Source organism: Streptomyces sp. NPDC051041 (genome assembly GCF_044456065.1).
In the GTDB taxonomy this organism is placed as follows: Bacteria; Actinomycetota; Actinomycetes; order Streptomycetales; family Streptomycetaceae; genus Streptomyces; species Streptomyces glaucus.
In genome coordinates, this window is the sequence record NZ_JBITFM010000003.1 from 418,867 (window position 1) to 443,478 (window position 24,612).

Genomic DNA, 24,612 nt, shown 5'->3' on the forward strand with positions numbered 1-24,612 from the left:
CGTTCACGCCGGCAGCTCGTCACCGGTCAGCGCCCAGTAGGCGGCGCCCATCTTCGCCAGGGTCTCCCGCCATTCGGCCTCGGGATCGGACTGCGCGACGAGGCCGGCCGAGCTCTGCGCGGAGTAGACGGCGCCGTCGTACTCGATGGTGCGGATGCACAGCGCGAGTTCGCTCCAGCCGCGTACGTCGACCAGGCCCACCGCGCCGGCGTAGGCGCCCCGGCCCTCCCGCTCCAGCTCGTCGATGATCTCCATGGCCCGCACCTTGGGGGCGCCGGTCATGGTGCCGGCCGGGAAGGTGGCCCGCACCGCCTGCCACGGGTCGACCCCGGGCTCCAGGTCCCCGGCGACCGTGGAGACGAGGTGGAACACGTGGGAGAAGCTCTCCACCGCCATCAGCCGTTCCACCGGCTGGACGCTCGGGCGGCACACCCGCCCGATGTCGTTGCGGCACAGGTCGACCAGCATGATGTGCTCGGCCTGTTCCTTCTCGCTCTCCCGCATCTCCTTGATCCGCCGCTGGTTCTCCTCGTGGTCCGCGCAGCGCCGGGCCGTGCCCGCGATGGGCCGCATCACGATCCGCCCGCCCTCGATCCGGAAGAACAGCTCGGGGCTGGCGCCGATCAGCGTGCGCCCGGCGCGGGGCATCAGGTACATGTGCGGCGAGGGGTTCCGGCCGCGCAGCCTGCGGTAGACGTCGACGGGCGCCAGGGCGGTGCGCACGTCGATCCGGTGGCCGATCTGGATCTGGTAGATGTCGCCGACCCTGATGTGCTCCAGGCACCGGCCGGCCCACTCCAGGAACGTCGTACGGCTGACACTGTCGCGCACCTCGTCGGGCACGGGCGCCGCGGGCACGGCCGACTCCGGTGCCCGCTCGGGCAGCTGGGCCGCCGCCCAGGTCTCGACCGCGAGGTCCAGGTGCGCGGGCCGCGCGGGGAAGGCCTCGCTCTCGGCGCCGAGCCGGCGCACCCCGCCGGGCCCGTACCAGACGGTGTCCCGGAACAGGGTCAGCGTGACGTCGGGGCCCTGCGGCTCCTTGGTCCGCGGCGGCAGGTCCTCCATGTGCCAGGCGGACTCGTAGGCGAACGACGTCAGGAAGCCGAAGGCGTACGCCGTCGGGGGCAGTTCGGTGTCGAGGACGAACAGCCGCTGGGCCCGGGCCGCCAGGTCCCACAGCTGCGCCGAGTCGGTGCAGCGCAGCCGGTGCGGGCCATGGCCGTCGCCGCCGGGTTCCGCGCGCAGGCCGAGTTCCCCGGCGGCGGCGGCCAGGGCCCGTACCAGCCGGGGCGCGCCGTCGATCTCGACGTGATCCGCGTAGCCCCGGATCTCCGCGAGCCGGCCGGCCCCCACCACGGCCGGACGCCGCTGCCCCGCCCCGCCGCCGCTCAGGTCCTCGAAGAGGAAGACCTCCTCGGGGCCCAGTGCCTCGCACAGGCCGGTGTACAGATCGAGCGGGTCGTGCGACGGCAGTTCGTCGGCCACGACGCGTACGCCGATGGATTCCCTTCCCGACATGGTGAGCTCCGTCATCGTGAAGTCCTCATCGTGAAGTCCGTCATGGTGAAACCCGCCGAATTCCGCAATCGAGCTTCGGGCACGGTCGGTCCACGCTGTTTCCGTCAGAAAACCGTGTTGCCGCCGGGCGTGCCAGACCAATTTCCGCACGCGGATGCGGACCACTTCGGAATCGCTTGACCGCGAACCGCCGCGTGGGCTGAGCTGTTCGGTATTTCCACCCGCCTTGTCGGAGAAGGCGACGACGAAACGCACGGGAAAGGAGCCGGACATGGACAGTGAGCCCAGCGCATCCTGGCGGGCGCGTTTCGCCGCCCAGCAGCCGGAATGGCCCGACGCGGAACAGGTGCGGTCCGTGACCCGGTGGCTGGCCGGGGCGCCGCCGCTGGTCCTGGCCGCCGAGTGCGACCGGCTGCGCACGCGGATGGCCGCGGTCGCCCGGGGCGAGGCGATCATCCTCCAGGGCGGGGACTGCGCCGAGACCTTCGGGCGGGCGACCACCCAGGCGGTGCGCGGCAAGCTCAGGACGCTGCTGCAGATGGCCGTCGTGCTCACCCACGCCACGGCCCTGCCGGTCGTGAAGGTGGGCCGGATGGCGGGGCAGTACGCCAAGCCGCGCTCCAGTCCGGTGGAGCGGCGCGACGGGCGTACGCTCCCGTCCTACCGCGGTGACGCGGTCAACGGCGCGGAGTTCACCCCGCAGGCCCGTACGCCCGACCCGTGGCGCATGCGGCGGATGTACGAGGCGTCGGCCACGACTCTCAACCTGGTCCGCGCGCTGACCACCGGAGGCTTCGCCGACCTGCGCCAGGTGCACGCCTGGAACCAGGGGTTCGTCGCCGGTTCTGCGGCCGGCCGGCGCTACGAGCGGCTCGCCGACGAGATCGACCGCAGTCTCGCCTTCATGCAGGCGTGCGGAGCCGATCTCGGCGAGCTCACCAGCGCCGAGTTCTTCGTCGGCCACGAGGGCCTGCTCCTCGAGTACGAGGCGGCCCTCACCCGCGCCGAGGCGGACACCGGCCGCTCGTACGCCACCAGCGGCCACCTGCTGTGGATCGGCGAGCGCACCCGGGACCTGGACGGCGCGCACGTCGAGTACTTCTCCCGCGTCGCCAACCCCGTCGCGGTCAAACTGGGCCCCACCGCCACGCCCGACACGGTGCTCGGCCTCATCGACCGTCTGGACCCGGCACGCGAACCGGGCCGGCTGACGCTGGTGGTCCGGGCCGGCGCCGACCGGGTCCGCGACGTGCTGCCCACCCTGGTGGAGAAGGTGACCGCCGAGGGGGCCCAGGTCTGCTGGGTGAGCGACCCGATGCACGGCAACACCTTCACGGCCCCGAGCGGCCACAAGACGCGCCGCTTCGACGCGATCCTCGACGAGGTCCGCGGTTTCGTCGAGGTGCACCAGGAGCTCGGCACGCACCCCGGCGGCGTCCACGTCGAACTCACCGGTGACGACGTCACCGAGTGCATCGGGGGCGGCAACGAGGTGCGCGCCGAGGACCTGCCGTACCGCTACGAGACGGCCTGCGACCCGCGGCTCAACCACACCCAGTCCCTGGACCTGGCCTTCCTCCTCGCCGAGATGTACCGGGAACACGGCGGTCCGGCTCACCCCCGGCGGGCTTCCCCGGGCACGTCGGACGGCGGTTCCGGCACCGCGTAGCAGCGGCCGCCGGGCCGCGTCCGCGGCCCGGCGGAAGGACGGGCTCCGAGCCCTGCTCGCGCGCAGGTCCGAGCTCCGCGCGCGGGCAGGGCCCGGACCCTGCGCGCGTGCGGCATCGAGCCCCGCACGCGGGCAGCCTCGCGCCGCGAACGCAAACACGCCGAAGCCCGCACGCGAGCGGGACCGAGCCGCGTACGGGCAGACCTGTTCAGAACAGGGCGGCCACGCAGGCCCGGGACAGGGCGCCCAGGCTGGACACCATGGACTCCGCGGGCAGCGCGGCGTGCCGGTGGGCGAGGGGCAGTTCGGTGCAGGCGGCCAGCACCGGCAGGGACCGTCGCCGCCACAGCGACTCCACGGCCTGGCGGAAGAGGTCCGACGCGGCGTCGGCGCGCCCGGCCTTCACCCGGAGGGCGGCCTCGTGGACGAGTTCCTGCTCCGCGTCGCGCGGAACGTGCAGCGGATACCCGCGCTCGGCCGCCCGTTTCTGGTAGAGGCCGCAGGCCACGGTCCCGGTGGTGGCGGTGAGCCACCCTCCCTCGGGACTGGCCTCGGCCGCCGCGTCCAGGGTCGCGTCGACGATGTCCACGACCGGGGCGGGCAGTTCGGGGGCGATGCCGTCGAGCAGCGCGTGCGCCGTGTTGCAGGGGATCGCCAGCAGGTCGGCGCCCCAGCCGGCCAGGGTGAACAGGTCCTGGCGTATGCGCCGGGCCGCCTCCGGGTCACCGCTGAGGATCGCGGCCGTGCGGTCGGGAATGCCGGGATCGGAGAGCATGACGATCCTGGGGTGCTCCTGGTCCCGGCTCGCCGGCACGTCCGCGGCCAGCAGCCGCAGGAACTCCGCCGTCGCCGCGGGCCCCATTCCGCCGAGCACGCCCAGCGTCCGCTCCGGGGAGCGGGTCGTCACCGCAGTCATGGGTCGATGCTCACCCGGTCCGCTGACACGCCGCTGACGAGCGGCTGACGCCTCGCCGCAGCGCCGCCGGTCACGCCTTCGCAGGTGCGGACAGCAGGTGGCCGAACCGGGGGTTTGCCCCATGGTCGCTTGGTTGTGGGTGCGATAGCGTCGCGGAGCGTTGGGTCACACAGGCCTTCGACCAGCGCTTTCTTCGGGCCCGTTCGGGCATCTCTCCAGAACTGGGGGAACATTCATGCGTCAGCAACTCCGCCGCCTCGGGATCCTCGCGACCGCCGGCCTCGCCACCGCCGGCCTCGCCGCGTGCGGTCTGGTGCAGGGCGAGACCTTCGAGGACGACAGCACGCTGTCCGGGAAGATCACCTCGGTCCGGCTGGAGAACGGCTCGGGCGGTGTCACCGTCAACGGCACCGACGGCGGGGCCCTGTCGCTGCACCGCGAGATCGAGTACCGGGGCGACAAGCCGGAGGGCGCCACGCACCGCATCGAGGACGGCGTGTTAGTCCTGGGCGGCTGCGGCAGCCGCTGCTCGGTCAACTACACCGTCGACGTGCCCGCCGGCGTCCCGGTCAGCGGCGAGGTCTCCAGCGGCGCGGTCCACCTGGCCAAGGTCGGAGAGGTCAAGGTGACGACCAGTTCCGGCCGAATCGAGATGAACGGGGTGTCCGGCGCGGTCGAGGTGAAGACCTCCAACGGCCGCATCACCGGAGAGGACATCAAGGCCGCCCGGATCAAGGCCGAGACGTCCAACGGCGGGATCGACCTGACCCCGTCCACGCCGGTGGACGTGCAGGCCAAGACGTCCAACGGGGACATCACCCTGACCATGCCGCAGGCCGGTTACCGGATCTCGGCCGAGTCGAACAACGGCGACAAGAACATCGACGTGCCCAACGACCCGGCGGGCCGCTACGAACTCGGACTGAAGACCAGCAACGGGGACATCACCGTCAAGAACTCCTGACCGCAACGGCCCGTCCGACCGTCGGCACCGCGGTGACACACCGCGGCTGACCGGCCCGGGCGGGCCGCGATCAGTGGGGTGTCAGCCCCCTGTCAGCGCCCCCGGCGAGTCTTGAGTGGCTCCGACCACTCAAGGAGGCCCGGCGCATGACCTCGCTAGAAGCGGTGTCGAGTTACCTGCCCCCCACCATTTCCGTCGAAGAGCTACGGGAACCGCTGGGCCTGACGGACCAGCAGGTGCGCAGGTTCACCAGGCTGTACGGCCTGGAGCGGATCTGCCAGGCGCCCGACCAGTCCGAGGCCGAGCTGCTGCTGGCGGCCGCCGGGAAGCTGGAGGCCCTCGCAGGCCAGGAGGACCGCGTGCGCTACGTGGTGCGGGCCAAGGGGCTGCGCACCACCGCGCCCTACCCCGTCAGCCCCCTCCAGCAGGTGCGCGAGGCCCTCGGCCTGCGCCACGCCACCGTGTTCTCCGTGGCCGACCACGGCTGCGCGACCGGCCTGCTCGCCCTCGACACGGCCGGCACCCTGCTGGCCGCCGACCCCGACCCCGGCGCACTCGCGCTGGTGCTGGCCGGGGACAAGACGTTCACCCCGTTCTCCCAGTGGGTCGAGGACGTCTCCATCATGGGCGAGGGCATGACGGCCCTGCTCGTCAGCGCCGGCGGCCCCCGGGACCGGGTGCTCGGCTACGAGGCCCGCATCGTCGGCCGCGAGGACGGCGTGATCGACCTGGACCCCGAAGGGGCCAGAGAGGCCAAGCGCATCTACCAGGACGTCATGTCCGAGGTCATCCACGGCGCGCTCGGCGCCGCCGGACTCGGTGTCGCCGACCTCGACCTCGTGCTGCCGCACAACGTCAACCGAGTCTCCTGGACGGTCGCCGCCGGCCACCTCGGCATCGACCGCGAGCGCATCTTCCTGGACAACATCGCGAGGACCGGCCACTGCTTCTGCGCCGACCCCTTCGTCAACTACCAGTCCGCACGCGAACTCGGCCTGCTGCGGCCCGGAGACACCTACCTGATGACCTCCGCGGGCCTCGGCCAGTCGTTCGCGGCGATGGTCCTCCAGCACTGAGACCGAGAGGACGGCACATGAGCGGGAATCCCCCCGGCTTTCGCGCACGGCTCGCCACGGCTCTGACCGGGTCGCCGGACACCCCTCTGGTGTTCCTCGGCAACTTCGAGGTGGAGCAGCAGTGGGCGCGCGGCGAGCACACGCTGCCGCGGCTGTCGGCCGCGGCGGCCAACGCCGTGGTCAACCACATGGACGAGTTCGCCCTGCTGCTGGGCGGCGCAACCGACCACGTGGTGCTCAAGGCCCGGCCCGACGACGACTACCTGGCCTTCCTCGACGGACTCGGCGCCGAACTGCCCCGCCTCCACGTGGCCGGCCACCAGGACCCGCAGCGCACGGTGACCGAGGACGCCCTGGAGGACCCGGCGCTCCTCGCCGCCCTGTCCGGCCTGGCCGCCGAGGGCTGCCGCATCACCGCGCACGGCATCTCCACGTGGGAGCAGCGGCTGGCGGCGGCGACCGGACTGCCGGTCGCGGGACCGGACCCGGCGACGTGCAAGGCGGTCAACAGCAAGGTCTACAGCCGCCGGGTCGCCGACGAGCTCGGCCTGCGCCAGCCCAGGGGCTGGGCCTGCGACACGCTCGACGAGCTCGCCGGCGCCTTCACCGCGGCCACGGACGACACCGGCACGCGGTACGTCGTCAAGGAGGCCTTCGGCGTCTCCGGCAAGGGCATCGCCGTACTGGAGAGCGGACGCCGCGCCGACCGGATCCTCGCCATGCTGCGCAAGCAGGCCGAACGCACCGGCAACGGGAGCGTCGCCTTCGTCGTCGAGGAGTGGGTCGCCAAACAGACCGACCTGAACTACCAGTTCACGGTCGCCCGCGACGGGACCGTGCACTTCGACTTCGTCAAGGAGCAGCTCACCGAGGGCGGCGTCCACAAGGGCCACCGGATGCCCGCCCGCCTGACGGCCGCCCAGCACGACATCGTCCGGGACACCGCCGAGCGCCTCGGCAAACGCCTCGCGGGCGACGGCTACTTCGGCGTGGTCGGCGTGGACGCCATGGTCGATCCGGAGGGCGGGCTGTACCCGGTCGTGGAGATCAACGCCCGCAACAACATGTCCACGTACCAGGTACGCCTCCAGGAACGGTTCGTCGCCGACGGGCACGTCGCCGTCGCCCGCCACTACCCGCTGCGGCTCACCGAACCCCTGCCGTTCGCCGAGGCCCGGCACCTGCTGGGCGAACTGCTCTTCGATCCCGCCCGCGGCACGGGCCTGCTGGTGAACAACTACGCCACGGTCAACGCGGGCTTCGCCGGGAGCACCGGGCGGGCCGCCGTCGACGGCCGCCTGTACGGCGTCGTCGTGGCGGACTCGGACGCCGGGACCGACGCCCTCGACACCGAGATCACCGCCCGGCTCGCGACACGAAAGGACCACGGCGCATGACCACCGAACACGACGTGCAGGGAATCCCGGTCTCCGAACTCGCGCGGACCTTCGGCACCCCCCTGTACCTGTACGACGGCGACGCCCTGGAGCGCCGCATGCGCGAGCTGCGCGAGGCCTTCGACCCCCGGCTCCAGGTCTTCTTCTCCCTCAAGTCCAACCCCAACATCGCCGTCTGCGCGCTGCTGCACGCGCACGGCGCGCGGGCCGAGGTCTCCTCGATGACCGAGCTGCTCACCGCACGCCGGGCCGGGGTCGCCCCCGGGGACATCCTCTTCCTCGGGCCGGGCAAGAGCCGCGAGGAACTGGCCGCCTGCCTGGACGAGGACGTGGCCGCGATCGTGTGCGAGTCGTTCCAGGAACTCGCCTCGATCGACGAGCTGGCCGGTGAACGCGGGGTGCGCGCGCCCGTCGCCCTGCGGGTGAACCCCGGCTTCTCGGTGAAGGGCTCCGGCCTCACCATGGGCGGCAAGCCCCGCCAGTTCGGCATCGACGAGGCGCAGCTCCTCGCCGACACCGGCCTCGCCCAGCGCTTCCCGCACGTCCGGCTGATGGGCGTGCAGGTCTACATGGGCACCCGCATCCTCACCGAGCAGTCCGTCGTCGAGAACTCCGCGCGCATCTTCGAGCTGGCGGAGCGCGTCTCGGCCGCGCTCGGCTTCGACCTGGAGCTGGTGGACATCGGCGGCGGCCTCGGCGTCGCCTACTTCGACGGCGAACGCGACCTCGACCTGCCCGTGCTGGCGGCCGGGCTCAACCCGGTCGTGGCCGGATTCGCCGACCGGCACCCGCGCACCCGGCTGGTGATGGAGCTCGGCCGGTACCTGACCGCCGAGGCCGGCACGTACGTCGTCCGTGTGCGGTACGTGAAGACCTCGCTCGGGGAGCGGTTCGCCGTCACCGACGGCGGCACCCACCACCACATGGCGGCGGTCGGCATCGGCTCCTTCGTCAAGCGCAACTTCCCGATGCGCCTGCTCAGCGGCGCCGGCGACCCGGCCGAGACGGAGGACTGGAACGTCACCGGGCCGCTGTGCACACCGAACGACACCCTCGCCAAGAAGGCCAAGCTCCCCCCGGTGCGGCCGGGAGACCTGCTCGGCGTGGAGCGCTCGGGCGCCTACGGCCCCACCGCCTCCCCCGTGCACTTCCTCAGCCACGGCTACCCCGCCGAGGTCCTCGTGGTCGACGGCCGCGCGCACCTGATCCGCGAGCCCGACCGCCCCGACGACCTGCTGAGCAAGCAGCGGCTGCCGGACGCCGTGCGCGCGGCGCGGGCCACCGTCTCCACCTGACCAGACCACCACCGGAAGGACTGCCTCCCATGACCGGACCGACCACCACCGACCGCGGCCGGATCGTCACCGAGATCTCCTCGGCCCTCGGCGAGGTCCTCGACTACGACCTGCCCGAACTGACCGAGGACGCCCGGCTCTTCGACGAGCTCGGCCTCGACTCCACGGGCGTCTTCGAGATGCTGATGCGGCTGGAGGAGTCGCTGGACATCGAGTTCGACACGGACTCGCTGGAGATGGCGCACTTCGCGAGCGTGCGCTCGCTGGCCGACTTCATCGCCACCGAGATGGGTGCCTGAGGATGGCCGTGCAGTCCGCCCTGCCCCTCCTCGCCCCCCGGGAGGCGGGCGTGTTCCCGCTGCGGCTGGCCAGGGCCGTGCACCGCGTGTTCCCCGAGGGAACCGCGCGGATCGACGATCCGTTCTCCCAGCGGCACTTCGCCGACCTGACCGCCCTGTACGGCGTCCGGCACCGCCCCGACGTGGCCGGACAGGGCCCGGGGAACACCTTCGCAGCCATGGCGGCGGCCCTGCTCGCCGACCTGGCACCCGAGCCGGCGGACATCGACCTCGCCGTCGTCGCCCACGCCACCCCCGACCTCGACTGCCGGCTCGCCGCGGTGACCTGCCTGTCCGAGGTCATACCGGGCCGGCCCCAGGTGTTCACGGTCTCGGACTGCGGTTCGGCGGCCGCCTTCGTCGCGCTGCAACTGGCCGGCGAGTACGTCCGGCGCCACGGGTACCGTTCCGCGGCGGTGTTCGTCCTCGACCAGGCGACCCTGCCGTACGAGACCGGACGGCACCTCGCCGGCGACGCGGGAGCCGCCCTGCTGCTCACCGCCGACGGCACGGCCGGCGCGCTCGCGGTGCGCCGCGCCCCCGGCGTGGCGGCGCAGGACGTCCCGGCCCGGGTCCGGGAGCTGCTGGACGGCCTGGACTGCGACCCGGCCGTCCCGGTCGTCCTCGGCCCCGCCCTCGACGCGGCCCGTGACCTGCCCGGCCGCACCGGCCGTGTGCTGCGGGCACCGGCCGGCCTCCCGGCGTCCGGGCCCCTGTCCGCGCTGATCACCGAGTCCGGGCGGCCGCCGCGGGGCGGCGACCCGCGCCTCGCCCTCCTGGACCACGACCCGGAGACCGGCGAGCTGAGCGCGTGCCTCCTGGACCGGGGCGCCCCATGACCACCGTCGCGCACGACGGCACGCAACGGCAGGGCGGCCCGGAGATCCACCGCGGACCGGCACCGCGCGGCACCGCCGAGTCGATGGAACGCTGTCACCGCGCCGCCCGGCAGGAGGGCCTCGCCCCCGCGCTGGACGCGCTCGCCCGCGCCGTCCTGCCCGGCCTGCTGCCGTGCGGCCCCAGCGGGCACGCCGTCGTGGCCGGGCGGACGTACGCGCGGGCCGCGGCCGTCTGGGTGGACGGCGTGCGACAGCCTCGGCGGCCCGGCCAGGAGACCACGCAGGCCGAATTCGACCTGCCGGGCGGCCCCGTGGTGGCGGCCCGGGTCCCGCTGCCCGAGCCGGCCGACGCCGACCACGAGCAACGGGCCGCCTACGCCCTGGGGCTGGTGTGGCTGCGCCTGGGCCTCTCGGAGGCCCTGCGCGCCGCCTGCCTGGCGTATCTCGCGCGCCGGCGCTCCGGTGACTCCACCGTGCTGCAGCAGCAGCTGGTGAAGGGCACGATCGCCGATGTCCTGGTCGAGCACCTGGAGATCCGGGCCGTCCTGACGGCTGCCGAGCCGGGGGACCTGCCCCTCGCGATGCTGCACCACCTGCAGCGCCGGATCACCGCCGCCGACCGGGAGCAGGTCCGGCTCCTCGGCGCGAGCGGATACCTCACCGACAGCCCTGGCATGACCGCCTACGTCTCGGAACTGCTGGCCGAGGTCTACGCCGCGGGGGAGGAGGACGCGTGACCCGCCTCGACGACCCCTTGCTCGCCCTGCGCGGACAGATGCGCGAGTGGGGCGCCGACCTGCGCCCGCTCGCCCTGGAGATCGACCGCGACCCGGAGGCCGTCCGCCGCCACTTCGGACTGCCCGCCGTACGCCATCTCGCGACGATGGGCATCCCCGCCGAGTACGGCCACGAGCCCGAGAAGATCGACGGATACCGCTTCTACGGCGTCTCGGCCCTGGAGCGGGCCGTCGTCATGGAGGAGCTGGCCTGCGCCGACGTCGGCACCCTGGTCGCCGCGCCCGGCCCGCTCCTGGCCGGCGTCGCCGTCGGCCTGTTCGCGGACGAACGGCAGAAGCAGTGGTTCTACGGGCAGATGCTCAGCCGACCGCTGTGGACCTGCTTCGCCCTGACCGAACCGGACGGCGGCTCGGACGCCGCGGCGCTGCGCAGCACGCTCACCCCCACCGCCGACGGGGCCCTGCTGAGCGGGGAGAAACGCTACGTCGGCAACGCCTCGCGCGCCCAGTTGGGCGTGGTCTTCGCGCGCAGCAGGCCCGGGCCGCTCGGCATCACCGCCGTCCTGGTCGACACGGCCGTGCCCGGGTTCCACGCCGAGCCGCTCGACATGATCGGGCTGCGCGGCGCCCGGATCAGCTCCCTCGTCATGGACCGGATGCCGATCCCGGAGGAACGCTTCCTCGGCCGGCACCTCCCCGCGACCCGGCGCGGCGTCTGGGCCTTCGTCCAGACCTTCAACATGCTGCGCCCCGGCGTCGCGGCCATCTCGGTCGGTATCGCCCGCGCCGCACTGGAGTACGTCACCGCCCACCGCCGTACGCTGCGCGCGGCGGAGCGCGAGCGGCTCGACGACCTCGGCCGGCGCGTCGACGCGGCCCGCCGGCTCGTGCACCACGCGGCGGCCGCCGTCGACGCGCGCGGCACGGACGGTCACCTGGCCTCCGCCGCCAAACTGCGCGCCGCCCGCCTCGCCGAGGAGACCACCCTGGCGGCCTGCGCGTTCTTCGGGCCCGGCGCGCGACTGGCCCATCCGCTCCTGGACAAGCTCGCCCGCGACGCCAGAGCGATGGAATTCCTCGAAGGCACCGCCAACATGCAAAGGCTCAACCTTTTCCAAGGGCTGCTCGGCGGAAAGATCGAGCGCACCCGGCCGCCGGTCACCACGCCCTGAGGCGCCCTTCCGCGTCAGCCGCGGATCAGCCCGCCGTCAGCGGCCCGCGCAAGCATGAACTCACCGCTCTCCGCCGATCCGAGCACGTCACGGCACGTCATTGTCTGAAGAGGTGGACATTCATGAAGCCGACTCCGGCTTTCTCAGTGATCTCCGGCGCGCAGGTCCATGGCGCCCTCGCCGGCCGTGAGAAACAGATCGTGGAAGTCGTCGAGGAGGCCTACCGGCACCACGGCGCGGGCCGGACCGTCAATCCGCCCTCCTACTTCCTGCGCTTTCCCGACCGGCCCGACGCCCGCATCATCGCGCTGCCCGCCTCCTGCGGCGGCGACATCGGCGTGGACGGCATCAAGTGGATATCCAGTTTCCCGGCGAACATCCGCTCCGGACTGCCGCGCGCCTCGGCCGCCCTGCTGCTGAACGACCCGGCCACGGGCTACCCGTTCGCCTGCATGGAAGGCTCGATCATCAGCGCCGTCCGGACCGCCGCGTCCGCCGCGCTCGCCGCCGACTGGCTGACCCGGGGCCGGGCCCGTCCGCCCCGCCTCGGCATCGTCGGCGCCGGCCTCATCGCCCGCTACCTGCACACCTTCCTGGCCGCCACGGGCTGGGAGTTCGAGCAGGTGGGCGTCCACGACCTGCGCACCGAGTACGCGCGCGACTTCCGGACCTACCTGGAGCAGTCCGGCGAGCGGGCCCCGGTCACGGTCCACGAGAACCCCGAGGACCTGCTGCGCTCCTGCGACCTCGTGCTCTTCGCCACCGTCGCCGCCACGCCGCACATCACCGATCCCGAGCTGTTCGCGCACCGGCCGCTCGTCCTGCACATCTCGCTGCGCGACCTCGCGCCGGAGATCATCCTGCGGTCGGCCAACATCGTCGACGACATCGAGCACTGCCTGAAGGCCGACACCTCCGTCCATCTCGCCGAACAGCGCTCGGGCAACCGGAAGTTCATCGACGGCACCCTGCACGACGTCATGACCGGGACCGTACGGCCCGATCCCTCGGCGCCTTTGGTGTTCTCCCCGTTCGGGCTCGGCGTGCTCGACCTCGCCGTCGGCAAACACGTGCACGACCTGGTCCGCGACGCCGGTGAACTCCGCGTCGTGGAGGACTTCTTCTACGAACTGGACCGCTACGGAGAGCGGCACACCACAGCCGGCTGAACACGCGGGGATCGGGCGGGAGTAGACGCATGCCAGTCATCACGACGCCGCAGGAGTTCGACGTGGACGACCTGTTCGTCGACCTCCGGCGGATTACCGGGCATCCGCTGTATCTGAAATGCGAAGGATTCAACTTCGCCGGCTCGGTCAAACTGCGGGCCGCGAACGAGATGGTGGATTCCGCCGAGCGCGCCGGAGCGCTGCGCCCGGGAATGACCATCGTCGAGAGTTCGTCCGGCAACCTGGGCGTGGCCCTGAGCCTGGTCGCCGTGAGCCGGGGCTACCGGTTCGTCTGCGTCACCGACTCGCGCTGTACGCAGGCCTCCCGGCGGCTGATGGAGCGGCTGGGCGCCGAGGTCAGGATCGTCTCCCGGCCCCACCCGGAGCGGGGGCTGCTGGGCGCGCGCCTGGACCTGGTGGCCCGGCTGTGCGCGGAGCACGACGACTTCCACTGGCTGAACCAGTACGCCAACGACGGCAACTGGACCGCCCACTACCAGACGACCGGCCCCCAGATCGCCAAGGCGTTCCCCGACCTGGACGTGCTGTTCGTCGGAGCGGGCACCACCGGCACGCTGATGGGCTGCGCGCGCTTCTTCCGGGAGGCCAACCCGTCGGTGACGATCGTGGCCGTCGACGCCGCCGGCTCGGTCAACTTCGGCGGCGAACCGTCGCCCCGCCACATCCCGGGCCTCGGCACCAGCGTCCGGCCGGCCCTGCTGGACGACTCCGTCGTCGACGACGTCGTGATCGTGCCCGAACCCGACACGGTCCGCACCTGCCGGGCGCTGCTGCGGGAGGGATTCCTGCTCGGCGGCTCGACCGGCACGGTCCTCAGCGGCGCCCTGCGCTGGCTCCGCGAGAACCGCCCCGGCTCCGACCTGACCGCGGTCGCCATCGCCCCCGACCTGGGAGAGCGCTACCTCGACACCGTCTACGACGACACCTGGGTGAACGACGTCTACGGCCCCGGCCTGCTCACCCCGACCACCCCCGGCCTCCACGCACCCGCCTCCGCCCTTCCCGTCCGGCTCGCTTCGGGCATACGCGGCGACGACGCCCACGGCCCCGATCCCGGCGCCCGAGGCAGCGGTCACGACGGCTCCGCCCCGGCCGCTTCCGGCGCGCCCGGCACCGGCCGTCCCGGCCCGGACACCTCCGGCCCGGGCGTCCCCGCCGGCCGCGACGGCGGCCGGGCCGTGCCCGGCCCCGGCGCCCCCGCCCACGACCACCGCGCGCCCGGTCCCCCCCACTCCGATCCGACCCCGCACCTCTCCGCCGATCCCGCTCCGGTCGGCCCGACCTCCTCTGGGAGCCTGTGATGACATCGACTCCGGGCGCCGCGCTGGCGCTGACCGCGGGCCAGGTGGAGATCTGGCTCGACGCACGGGACGCCGGGCGGAGCAACGCGTACAACTCCGCCGGATACCTGGACATCCGCGGCCCGCTCGACCCCGCACGCTTCCGTACCGCGCTGCGCCGCCTGGCCGACGAGGCGGAGTGCCTGCGGGCCCGCTTCACCGACCGCGACGGCGAGCCGCAGCAGCACATCGAGCCGCTCGCCGAACTCCCCCTGACCGAACAGGACCTGCGGGACGCGGACGACCCCGTCGCCGCGGCCCTCACCTGGATGCGGCAGGACCTCGACGTCCCCTTCGGGCTCGACGACTTCCCGCTGATGCGCGTCGCCCTCCTCACCGTCGACCTCGACCGCGCCTTCTTCTACCTGTGCGTGCACCACCTGCTGTGCGACGGCTTCAGCCAGACGGTCCTGTGGCGCCGGCTCGGCGAGCTGTACGACGCGGCGGGCACCGACGGCACCGCACCCGCCGAGGGCGCGCTGCCCCCGCTGCACGAGCTGATCGACGCCGAGACCGCGTACGGCGAGTCCGCACGCGCCCGCCGCGACGCGCAGTTCTGGCAGAGCCGCTTCCCCGAGCCGCCGGAACCGGTCACCCTGTCCCACCGGACACCCGCACCGGGCCTCCCCGGCGGCTTCCTGCGCCGCTCCGTCACGCTGTCCGACGAGGCGGCGCGGCGGCTGCGCGAGACCGCCGGCCGTTCCGAGGTCACCTGGCCCACCGTGGCCATGGCCGCGGTCGCCGTGTACACCCAGCGGCAGGCGGGTACCGAGGACGTCCTGCTCACCCTCCCGACCACCGCCCGGATGAGCGCCCGGCAGCGCGCCGTCCCCGGCATGATGGCCAACTACCTGCCCCTGCGGGTGCCCGTACGGCCCACCCTGACCAAGGCGGAGCTGCTGCGGCAGACCTCCCGTGAGCTCGCCCAGGCCCTCAAGCACCAGCGCCACCGGGTGAGCGCGATCCGCCGCGACATGGGCCTGCGCAGCGACGACCGCAGGCCGTTCGGCCCCTTCGTCAACCTGCTGCCCCAGCAGACCGGACTGGACCTCGGCCCGTGCACAGCCCAGGTGCACAACCTGTCCACGGGACTCGTCGACGACCTGATGATCACCCTCGTCGAAACGCCCGGCGGCGGCATCGAGATCCACCTCAACGGCAACCCGGACCGCTACACGGACACCGAGACGGACCAGCACCTCACCCGGCTCGCCGCGTTCGTCGAGCACTTCGCCGCGGCCGGCCCCGACCAGCGCATCGGCGGCCTGGACGCCCCGGACGGCTCCGGCGACGACCACGCGGCCTGGCTGCGCGCGGCCGCCGGCCCCGAGCGCGCCGCGGACTTCACCTGCGTCGTGGACCGCGTCCGCGAGCAGGCCGCCCGGCGCCCCGACGCCATCGCCGTCGAGGAGGACGGCGCCCGGACCACGTACGCCTCCCTCGTCGCCCGCGCCTCGGCGCTCTCCCGCTCCCTGCCCGCCACCGGACTCGTCGGCGTCCTCGCGGACCCCGGCGCGGGGTTCGTGGCCGCGGTGCTCGCCGTCATCGGCGCCGGCGCCGCCTACGTCCCGCTCGACCCGGACGCACCCGTCGCCAGGACCGCCGCACTGCTCGCCGACAACGGCATCGACTGCCTCGTCACCGACGACCGGCACCGGGCCCTCGGGCAGGAGGCCGCCGCGGCCACCGGGCGGCCCGTGCGCATCGTCACCCCCGACGGCGCCGAGGACCCGGCGGACGGCCTCGCCCCCCTCGCCGGCGCCCCGCAGGACCTGGCCTACGTCATCTTCACCTCCGGCTCCACGGGACAGCCGAAGGGCGCCATGGTGCACCGCGCGGGCATGGTGAACCACCTGCTCGCCAAGGTCGACGACCTGAACCTGACCGAGCGGGACAGCCTCGTGCAGAACGCCCCGGTCACCTTCGACGTCTCCGTCTGGCAGATGCTCGCCCCGCTCGTCACCGGCGGCCGGGTGCGGGTCGTCGGCCGGGACACCGCCGCCGACCCCGACCTGCTCTTCCCGCTGGCCGGGGCCGAGGGCGTGACCGTGCTGGAGGTCGTACCGTCCCTGCTGCGCGCCGCCCTCGACGCCTGGGACGTCGCCGGCACGGGCGTGGACCTGCCCGCTCTGCGCCACCTGATGGTCACCGGCGAGGCCCTGCCCGCCGACCTGTGCCGCCGCTGGCTCGCCCGGTATCCCGCGATCCCCCTGGTCAACGCCTATGGGCCCACCGAGTGCTCGGACGACGTGACCCACGCGCACCTCCACCGGGCCCCGGCGGACGACCGGCCCGTCCCGATCGGCGTGCCCGTGCGCAACACCCGGCTGTACGTGCTCGGCGACGACCTGCGGCCCGTGCCGCACGGCACGCCCGGCGAGCTGTACGTCGCCGGCGCCGGAGTCGGCCGCGGCTACCTCGCCGACCCGGCCCGCACGGCGGGCACCTTCGTCGCCGACCCGTTCGGCGCGGCCGGCTCGCGCATGTACCGCACCGGCGACCGGGTGCGCTGGACCGGCAGCGGCGAGCTGACCTTCCTCGACCGCCGCGACCACCAGGTCAAGATCCGCGGCCACCGCATCGAGCTCGGCGAGATCGAGAGCGCCCTGCGCGGCCACGCGTCCGTGGCCGACGCCGTGGTGCGGGTGACCGCCGACGCCTCCGGCGGCAAGCACCTCGTGGGCTACTGCGTCCCCCGCGGGGGCGCCGGCCTCGACACCGGTGAGATCCGCGCCCACCTGGCGGCCACGCTGCCGGAGTACATGGTGCCGCCGCACCTGCTGGTCCTGGACGCGCTTCCGCTGACCGCGCACGGCAAGGTCGACCGCAAGGCGCTGCCCCTGCCGCGCACCGGACCCGACGCCCCCGCCAAGGCCTCCGGAGCGCCGCGCTCCCGCGGCGAGGAGATCCTGTGCACGGTCTTCGCCGAGATCCTCGGCGTGCCCGGCACCGGCGCCGACGACAACTTCTTCGAACTGGGCGGCGACAGCATCAGCGCCATCCAGGCGGTCAGCCACGCCCGCAAGGCCGGCCTGGCCGTCACCCCGCTGCTGATCCGCAAGCACGGCACCCCCCGGGCCATCGCCGCCGCCGCGCCCGGCGACGCACCCGCCCGTCCGGTCACCGGGGAGGACGGCACCGGCGAGATCGAACTCGCCCCCATCGCCCACCAGCTGCGCGAGGACCTGGCCGCCCTCGACGAACGGTCCCGGGAGTACAGCCAGTACGTCGTCCTCACCACCCCGGAAGGCCTGGACCTCGGCACCCTGCGCACCGCGGTCGGCGCCCTCCTCGACCGGCACGCCGCCCTGCGGACCCGGCTCACCGTGCCCGCCGAGGGGCTGTGGTCCCTGGAGGCCCTGCCCCCCGGGGAGATCCCGGTCGCCCTTCTGGTGCGGCGCGTCGACGTGTCCCACCTCGCCGGCGACCCCCGGGCGCTGGCCGCCGCCGTCCGTGAGCAGACCGGCCTCGCCCGCGGCCGGCTCTCCCCGGACACCGGCTTCGTGACCCAGCTGGTCCTGCTGGACGCCGGGCCCGGCCGGACCGGCCGCCTGGTGTGGGTGACCCACCACCTGTGCGTCGACGGCGTCTCGTGGCGCGTCCTCGTGGCCGACCTCGCCGCCGCCGTCGCGGGCGACTCCCCGGACCCGGTGCCCACCTCCTACCGCGAGTGGACCCGGCTGCTGGGCGAGCAGGCCCGCACCGCCGGCCGGGTGGCCGAGTTCCCGCTGTGGACCGAGCAGTTCGGCGGCGGCACCCCCCCCCTCGGCGACCGCCCGCTGGACCCGCACCGCGACGTCTACGGCACCGCGCACCGGCTCCGCCTGGAGCTGCCCGCCGACACCACGGCCGCCCTGCTGTCCTGCGTCCGCGGGGTGTACGACGGCGAGATCAACGACCTCCTGCTCACCGCCCTCGCCGTCGCGGTCGCCGACTGGCGCCGCCGCCGCGACGGCGACGGCACGCACCCCACCCTGGTCGAACTGGAGGGCCACGGCCGGGAGCAGTTCACCGACGACGTCGACCTGTCCCGCACCGTCGGCTGGTTCACCAGCGTCTACCCCGTGCTGCTCGGGCTCGGCGACACCGTGGACTGGGACGACCTGTGGGCGGGCGGCGACTCCGTCGCCGCGGCGGTCGGACGGGTGCAGGCCCGGCTGCGCGGCCTGCCCGACCACGGCCTCGGCTTCGGGCTGCTGCGCCACCTCAACCCGCAGACCGTCGCCGTCCTCGCCCGGCACGGCGTGCCCGAGATCGGCTTCAACTACCTCGGCCGCTTCCAGACCGGCGCCCCGAGCGGCGACTGGTCCCTGGTGACCGAGGACGCCGTCGTCGGCACCGGGGTGCACCCCCGCATGCCGCTGCGGCACGTCCTCGCCGTCACGCCCGTGACCGAGGACCGCGCGGACGGACCGTACCTGGTCGCCGACTGGATCTGGGCGGCCGGGCTGCTCGCGGACGCCGACGCCGAGGACATCGCCCGCACCTGGTTCCGCGCGCTGGAGACCCTCGTGGCGCACGCCCGGGCCGCCGAGCGGCGCGGCCCCCGCGACGAGGTGCTGCCCCTGTCCCCGCTGCAGCAGGGCCTGCTCTTCCAGGCCGAACTCGACAAGGGGGGCGCGGACTCCTACCTGCTCCAGGTCGTCCTCGACATCGAGGGTCCCTTCGACACCGTCGCGTTCCGGGCCGCGGCCGACGCGCTGCTGGCCCGGCACCCGGGCCTGCGCGTGTGCTTCCCCGAACCGCCGCCGGGAGGGGAGCAGGCGCAGGCCGTGGCGGCCCGCGCACGGACGCCGTGGACGGACGTCGACCTGACCGAGCTCACCGACGAGGCCGAGCGGGAGGCCGAGACGGCCCGGCTGACCGACGCCGACTGGGAGCGCGGCTTCGACCTGACGACCGCGCCACTGCTGCGGTTCACCGCCGTCCGGCTCCCGGGCGACCGCGTCCGGCTGCTGTGGACCCTGCACCACCTCCTGGCGGACGGCTGGTCGATGGGCGTCCTGGCCCGCGAACTGTTCACCCTCTACGCGGCCGGCCCCGAGGCCGCCGCCCTGCCCCCCGCGCCGCCCTACCGCGACTACTTCACCTGGCTCGCGGCCCAGGACACCGAGGCGGCCCGCGCCGCCTGGCGCACCGCGCTGGACGGCGTCACCGAGCCCACCCGTCTGTCCACGGCGGCCCGGGTGGACGCCTCCCGGCTGCCCGAGTCGATCGCCTACGAGCTGCCCGAGGACCTGACCGCACAGCTGACGTCCTGGGCCCGCGGCCACAACGTCACTCTGAACACGGTGCTCCAGGCCTGCTGGGCGGTCGTCCTCGGCCGCCGCACCGGCCGCTCCGACGTGGTGTTCGGCACCGTGAGCTCGGCCCGCCCGCCGGAACTCCCCGGTGTCGAGGGCATGGTGGGGCTCTTCCTGAACATGCTGCCGGTGCGCGTGACCCTCGACCCGGCCGAGCCTTTCGCGGACCTGGTGCACCGCCTCTACGCCCACCAGACCGACCTGCTGGAACACCAGCACATCGGCCTGTCCGAGGTGCAGCGACTCGTGGGCGCCGGCGACCTGTTCGACACGGTGTTCAGCTTCCAGAACCAGCCCCGGGCCGACCTCGCCGAACTCAACGCGCTCGTCCCCGGTCTGCGCCTGAGCAACGGGACCACCCGGCTGGCCGCCGAGCGCGGCCTCGCGGTCCTGGTCCATCCGGGGCCCCGGCTGACGGTGAACGTCCAGTACCGTCCCACCGCGCACGAGCGGCACACCGTCGAGGAGACGCTCGACCAGCTCGTGGACGTCATGCGTACAGTGCCGGCCGCGCCCGGGACCCCCGTCGGACGGCTCGCCCCGGGCGTGTCCGCCGGGCAGGACCGCATCCTGCGGGAGTGGGGCGGCCGCGCCTCCGACGCCCCGCAGACCGTCGTCCCCGCCCTGTTCGAGGCCCGGGCGGCCCACGACCCGCAGGCCGTGGCCGTCGTGTCCGGGGACACCGAGGTGACCTACGGCGACCTGGACGGGCGCGCCAACCGGCTGGCCCGGCTGCTGCTGGCCCGCGGGGCGGGACCGGAACGGATCGTCGCCCTCGCCCTGCCGGACCCGGTGGAGATGACGGCGGCCGTGCTCGCGGTGCTCAAGTCGGGTGCCGCGTACCTGCCGATCGATCCCGCGTACCCGGCCGACCGCATCGCGTTCATGCTCTCCGACAGCGGGCCCTCGACCCTGGTGACCACCGGGGAGCTGGCGGGGCGGCTGCCCCGGACCGGCTGTGACGTCGTCCTCCTCGACGACCCCGCGACGGCCGCCGGCCTCGCGGACCTGCCCGGCCACGCGCCCGGGGACACCGACCGGGCCGTGGCGCCGGACCCCCGGCACCCCGCGTACGTGATCTACACCTCGGGCTCCACCGGCCGCCCCAAGGGCGTCGTGGTCGACCACGCCGGGTTCGCCGCCATGGTGGCCAGCCTCATCGAGAAGTTCGGCGTCGACACGAGTGCGCGCGTGCTGAAGTTCGCCTCGTCCAGTTTCGACGCGTCCGTGTGGGAGCTGAGCCTGTCCCTGCTCGCCGGCGGCACCCTGATCGTCGCCGACGAGGAGTGCCGGGTCCCCGGCAGGCCGCTGGCCGACCTGCTGCACCGGCAGCGCGTGAACCTCGCCGGGCTGCCGCCGGTCGTCGTCGGCGCCCTGCCCGAAGGCACCCGGCTGCCCGACGACCTCACCCTGATCGTCGCGGGCGAGGCCTGCCCGCCGCAGGTCGTGGAGCGCTGGGCCGGGCAGGTACGGATGTTCAACGGCTACGGACCCACCGAGGCCGTCCTCGCCTCCACGGTCAGCGACCCGCTGCACGGCACCGGGCACCCCCCGATCGGCCGGCCCACCGCCGCCCACCGCGTCTACGTCCTCGACGACGCGCTGCGCCCCGTACCGGCCGGCGTCGTCGGCGAGCTCTACGTCGGCGGCAACCTGGCCCGCGGCTATCTGCACCGGCCCGGTCTGACCGCGTGCCGGTTCGTCGCCGACCCCTACGGCCCCGCGGGCGCCCGCATGTACCGCACGGGCGACCTGGCGAGCTGGCGCCCCGACGGGCAGCTCCACTACGCCGGCCGGGCCGACGACCAGGTGCAACTGCGCGGATTCCGTATCGAACTCGGCGAGATCGAGGCCGAGCTCGCCGGGCAGCCGCAGGTGCGCCAGGCCGCCGCCGTCGTCCGCGGCACCCCCGGCCGGGAGGACCGCCTCGTGGCGTACGTCGTCCCGGCGGCCCCCGGGAGCGTGGACACGGCGGTGCTCCGGGAGGCGCTCGCCCGGACGCTGCCCGGGTACATGGTGCCCGCGGCGATCGTGAGCCTCGACGAACTCCCGCTCACCCCGCAGGGAAAGCTGGACCGCAGGGCGCTGCCCGACCCCGAGGGGCCCCGCACGCACGGCGGCCGGGCCCCGCGCACCCCCGTCGAGGAGATCCTCTGCGGCATCTTCGCCGACCTCCTCCGGGTGCCCGAGGTCGGCATCGACGACGACTTCTTCGAGCTGGGCGGCCACTCCCTGCTCGCCACCCGCGTGGTGAGCAGGGCCCGGTCGGCCCTCTCCGTCGAGCTGCCGATCCGCACCCTGTTCGAGGAGCGCACCGTGGCCGGCGTCGCCGCCCGCCTCGGCACCGGCGACGCCGTACGCCCCGCCCTGCGCAGGGCCCCGCGCGACGGCGCGTCCGGCGACCTCCCGCTGTCCTCCCCGCAGACCCGTCTGTGGTTCCTCAACCGGCTCGACCAGGATTCCGCCGCCTACAACGTCTCCTTCGCGGTGCGGCTGTCGGGTGCCCTGGAGGTGGCGGCGCTGGCCGCGGCGCTGGCCGACGTGGTGGGGCGGCACGAGAGTCTGCGGACGGTGTTCCCGGAGGTGGACGGCGAGCCGCGGCAGGTGGTGCTGGACGCGGGCGAGGTCTGGCGCGGTCCGGCCGTGCGGGAGGTCGCCGCGGACGGGCTGACGGCGGCGCTGGCCGCGGAGGCCGGCCGCGGCTTCGACCTGACGGCCGAGATCCCGGTCCGCGCCCACCTGTACCGCACCGCACCCGGAGAGCACCTCCTCCAGCTCGTCGTGCACCACATCGCCTGGGACGGCTGGTCGGTCGCCCCCCTCGTCCGTGACGTGTCGCGGGCGTACGCGGCGCGGTGTGCGGGTGAGGCGCCGGGGTGGGGTGTGCTGCCGGTGCAGTACGCGGATTTCGCGGTGTGGCAGCGTCAGGTGCTGGGGGACGAGGCGGATGCGTCGAGTGTGGTGGCGCGTCAGCTGGGGTTCTGGCGTGAGCGGTTGGCGGGGATGCCGGAGGAGTTGGCGTTGCCGTTCGACCGGGCGCGGCCGGCGGTGATGTCGCATCGGGGCGGGACGGTTCCGTTCCGGTTGGGTGCGCGGGCGCATGGTGCTCTGGTGCGGTTGGCGCGGGAGTCGGGTGCGTCGGTGTTCATGGTGTTGCAGGCGGGTCTGGCGGCGTTGTTGTCGCGGTTGGGTGCGGGGGAGGACGTGCCGATCGGTTCGCCGGTGGCGGGGCGGTTGGACGAGGCGCTGGACGACCTGGTCGGGTGTTTCATGAACACGTTGGTGCTGCGGACCGACGTGTCGGGCGACCCGTCCTTCCGGGAGCTCCTCGACCGGGCCCGCGAGACGTCCCTGGCCGCGTACGCCCACCAGGACGTGCCGTTCGAGCGGCTGGTCGAAGTGCTGGACCCGGTGCGCTCGATGGGCCGCAACCCCCTGTTCCAGGTCATGCTCGTCCTGCAGAACAACGAGCGGGCGCAGCTCGAACTCCCCGGCGTCCAGGCCGCCCTCGAGCCGCCCGCCGTCGACTCGGTGAAGTTCGACCTGAACTTCTTCGTCGTCGAGCAGCACGGCCCCGGCGGCGCCCCGGACGGGCTGGACGGTCTCCTGGAGTTCAGCGCGGACGTGTTCGAGGAGTCGACGGCGCTCTCGCTCGCCGAGCGGCTGGTGCGCCTGCTGGAGCAGGTGGCCGGCGACCCGGACCTGCCGGTGACCCGGATCGAGGTGCTGTCCGAGGAGGAACGCCACCGCACCCTCGTCGAGTGGAACGGCACCGAGGGCGGCCACCCCCTGACGACCCTGCCCGCCCTCTTCGAGGCCCAGGCCGCGCGGACTCCGGACGCGGTGGCGGTGGTGTCGGGCGGTACGGAGCTGACGTACGGCGAGCTGAACGCGCGGGCCAACCGGCTGGCGCGGCATCTGCTCGGACTCGGCGCGGGACCGGAGCGCCTGGTGGCGCTGGCGCTGCCGCGCACCGAGCAGATGGTCGTCGCCCTGCTGGCGGTGCTCAAGTCCGGCGCCGCCCACCTCCCCGTCGACCTGGCCTACCCCGCCGAGCGCATCGCGCTGCTGCTCGGCGACGCCGCCCCGGCGCTCGTGGTCACCGACGCCCCGACCGCCGAGGCCCTGCCCGGCACGGACGCGCCCCGGCTGCTGCTGGACGGCCCCGGGGACGCACACCCCTGGACGGCCCTGCCCGCCGCCGACGTCACCGACGCCGAGCGCGGCACCCGGCTGCTGCCGGAGCACCCGGCCTTCGTCATCTACACCTCGGGCTCCACCGGCCGCCCCAAGGGCGTCACCGGACTGCACCGGGCGCTGGTGAACCGGCTCACCTGGTTCGCGCAGGAGTTCCCGGAGCAGCGCACGGCGGCCGTCCTCGCCAAGTCGCCGGTCAGCGTCATCGACGGCATCACCGAACTGCTCGCCCCGCTGCTGTCCGGCGGATCGACCGTCCTGGTCGACGCCGACACCGCCCGCAGCGTCCCCGACCTCGCGGACGCCGTCGTCCGGCACGGCATCGCCCGGCTCACGGTCGTGCCCAGCCTGCTGAACGCGTTCATCGACAGCGGCGAGCTGCCCCGCATGGCCGGCTGCACGGTGTGGGTCTGCAGCGGCGAACAGCTCCCCGCGGCCACCGTCGACCGATTCCGCGCGTGCCTGCCCTCCGCGCGGCTCGTCAACTTCTACGGCGCCTCCGAGGTCGGCGCGGTCGCCACCCACGGCGACCCCCACGACGTCACCCTCGGCACGGCCACGCTCATCGGCCGTCCGATCTGGAACACGGGTGTGTTCGTGCTGGACGCGGGGCTGCGTCCGGTGCCGGCGGGGGTCGCGGGCGAGTTGTATCTGTCGGGTG

The 24,612-nt window shown here is 73.9% G+C and carries 13 protein-coding genes and 1 pseudogene; 12 read left to right on the plus strand and 2 right to left on the minus strand.

Features of this window, described 5'->3' with window-relative positions; all coding sequences use genetic code 11:
• Window positions 1–3: 3 nt before the first annotated feature.
• On the minus strand, window positions 4–1,533 hold the full coding sequence (locus ACIBAI_RS08050) for an anthranilate synthase component I family protein (protein WP_399031992.1): 1,530 nt from the start codon (window positions 1,531–1,533) through the stop codon (window positions 4–6).
• Between the two features lie 256 nt (window positions 1,534–1,789).
• Here ACIBAI_RS08050 and ACIBAI_RS08055 point away from each other — a divergent pair, with 256 nt between their 5' ends.
• Entirely contained in the window at window positions 1,790–3,187 is a 1,398-nt protein-coding gene (locus ACIBAI_RS08055; RefSeq protein ID WP_399031994.1) for a class II 3-deoxy-7-phosphoheptulonate synthase, read from the plus strand.
• Window positions 3,188–3,395: 208 nt separating this feature from the next.
• Here the strand turns inward: ACIBAI_RS08055 and ACIBAI_RS08060 are convergent, their stop codons facing one another.
• A complete protein-coding gene (locus ACIBAI_RS08060; RefSeq protein ID WP_399031996.1) occupies window positions 3,396–4,103 on the minus strand; it encodes an aspartate/glutamate racemase family protein in 708 nt (235 codons plus the stop codon).
• Window positions 4,104–4,338: 235 nt separating this feature from the next.
• On the opposite strand from ACIBAI_RS08060, the gene ACIBAI_RS08065 reads away from it, so the two are divergent.
• The 11 genes and pseudogenes from ACIBAI_RS08065 to ACIBAI_RS08115 all read left to right on the plus strand — a co-directional run.
• Window positions 4,339–5,067 (plus strand): DUF4097 family beta strand repeat-containing protein, encoded by a 729-nt coding sequence (locus ACIBAI_RS08065; protein ID WP_399031997.1) that lies wholly within the window; start codon window positions 4,339–4,341, stop codon window positions 5,065–5,067.
• A 146-nt stretch (window positions 5,068–5,213) separates the two neighbouring features.
• Window positions 5,214–6,143, plus strand: a complete 930-nt coding sequence (locus ACIBAI_RS08070) for a 3-oxoacyl-[acyl-carrier-protein] synthase III C-terminal domain-containing protein (protein WP_399031999.1) — start codon at window positions 5,214–5,216, stop codon at window positions 6,141–6,143.
• Window positions 6,144–6,160: 17 nt separating this feature from the next.
• Window positions 6,161–7,540 carry an ATP-grasp domain-containing protein gene (locus ACIBAI_RS08075; protein WP_399032000.1) on the plus strand — a complete coding sequence of 460 codons (1,380 nt, stop codon included), beginning with the start codon at window positions 6,161–6,163 and terminating at the stop codon, window positions 7,538–7,540.
• The gene (locus tag ACIBAI_RS08080) at window positions 7,537–8,835 is read left to right on the plus strand and encodes a type III PLP-dependent enzyme (protein WP_399032002.1); all 1,299 of its coding nucleotides are present in this window, start codon (window positions 7,537–7,539) and stop codon (window positions 8,833–8,835) included. Before ACIBAI_RS08075 ends, ACIBAI_RS08080 begins: the two co-directional genes overlap by 4 nt.
• 29 nt (window positions 8,836–8,864) lie before the next feature.
• The gene (locus tag ACIBAI_RS08085; RefSeq protein ID WP_399032004.1) at window positions 8,865–9,134 is read left to right on the plus strand and encodes an acyl carrier protein; all 270 of its coding nucleotides are present in this window, start codon (window positions 8,865–8,867) and stop codon (window positions 9,132–9,134) included.
• Window positions 9,135–9,136: 2 nt separating this feature from the next.
• Window positions 9,137–10,012 (plus strand): hypothetical protein, encoded by an 876-nt coding sequence (locus ACIBAI_RS08090; protein WP_399032005.1) that lies wholly within the window; start codon window positions 9,137–9,139, stop codon window positions 10,010–10,012.
• The gene (locus ACIBAI_RS08095; RefSeq protein ID WP_399032007.1) at window positions 10,009–10,749 is read left to right on the plus strand and encodes a hypothetical protein; all 741 of its coding nucleotides are present in this window, start codon (window positions 10,009–10,011) and stop codon (window positions 10,747–10,749) included. Before ACIBAI_RS08090 ends, ACIBAI_RS08095 begins: the two co-directional genes overlap by 4 nt.
• A complete protein-coding gene (locus ACIBAI_RS08100) occupies window positions 10,746–11,921 on the plus strand; it encodes an acyl-CoA dehydrogenase family protein (RefSeq protein WP_399032008.1) in 1,176 nt (391 codons plus the stop codon). Before ACIBAI_RS08095 ends, ACIBAI_RS08100 begins: the two co-directional genes overlap by 4 nt.
• A 122-nt stretch (window positions 11,922–12,043) precedes the next feature.
• Window positions 12,044–13,090, plus strand: a complete 1,047-nt coding sequence (gene sbnB, locus ACIBAI_RS08105) for a 2,3-diaminopropionate biosynthesis protein SbnB (RefSeq protein WP_399032010.1) — start codon at window positions 12,044–12,046, stop codon at window positions 13,088–13,090.
• A 29-nt stretch (window positions 13,091–13,119) separates the two neighbouring features.
• Window positions 13,120–14,079, plus strand: a pseudogene (gene sbnA, locus ACIBAI_RS08110) (2,3-diaminopropionate biosynthesis protein SbnA); the annotation flags it as partial.
• 332 nt (window positions 14,080–14,411) lie between these two features.
• Window positions 14,412–24,612, plus strand: a 10,201-nt coding sequence (locus ACIBAI_RS08115; RefSeq protein ID WP_399032012.1) for an amino acid adenylation domain-containing protein, incomplete at its 3' end; no start/stop codon positions are given.

Excerpts from the sequence above, each read along its gene's own strand:
- ACIBAI_RS08050 (WP_399031992.1), bottom strand. The coding sequence starts at position 1,533 with ATGACGGAGCTCACCATGTCGGGAAGGGAATCCATCGGCGTACGCGTC.
- ACIBAI_RS08055 (WP_399031994.1), top strand. The coding sequence starts at position 1,790 with ATGGACAGTGAGCCCAGCGCATCCTGGCGGGCGCGTTTCGCCGCCCAG.
- ACIBAI_RS08060 (WP_399031996.1), bottom strand. The coding sequence starts at position 4,103 with ATGACTGCGGTGACGACCCGCTCCCCGGAGCGGACGCTGGGCGTGCTC.
- ACIBAI_RS08065 (WP_399031997.1), top strand. The coding sequence starts at position 4,339 with ATGCGTCAGCAACTCCGCCGCCTCGGGATCCTCGCGACCGCCGGCCTC.
- ACIBAI_RS08070 (WP_399031999.1), top strand. The coding sequence starts at position 5,214 with ATGACCTCGCTAGAAGCGGTGTCGAGTTACCTGCCCCCCACCATTTCC.
- ACIBAI_RS08075 (WP_399032000.1), top strand. The coding sequence starts at position 6,161 with ATGAGCGGGAATCCCCCCGGCTTTCGCGCACGGCTCGCCACGGCTCTG.
- ACIBAI_RS08080 (WP_399032002.1), top strand. The coding sequence starts at position 7,537 with ATGACCACCGAACACGACGTGCAGGGAATCCCGGTCTCCGAACTCGCG.
- ACIBAI_RS08085 (WP_399032004.1), top strand. The coding sequence starts at position 8,865 with ATGACCGGACCGACCACCACCGACCGCGGCCGGATCGTCACCGAGATC.
- ACIBAI_RS08090 (WP_399032005.1), top strand. The coding sequence starts at position 9,137 with ATGGCCGTGCAGTCCGCCCTGCCCCTCCTCGCCCCCCGGGAGGCGGGC.
- ACIBAI_RS08095 (WP_399032007.1), top strand. The coding sequence starts at position 10,009 with ATGACCACCGTCGCGCACGACGGCACGCAACGGCAGGGCGGCCCGGAG.
- sbnB (WP_399032010.1), top strand. The coding sequence starts at position 12,044 with ATGAAGCCGACTCCGGCTTTCTCAGTGATCTCCGGCGCGCAGGTCCAT.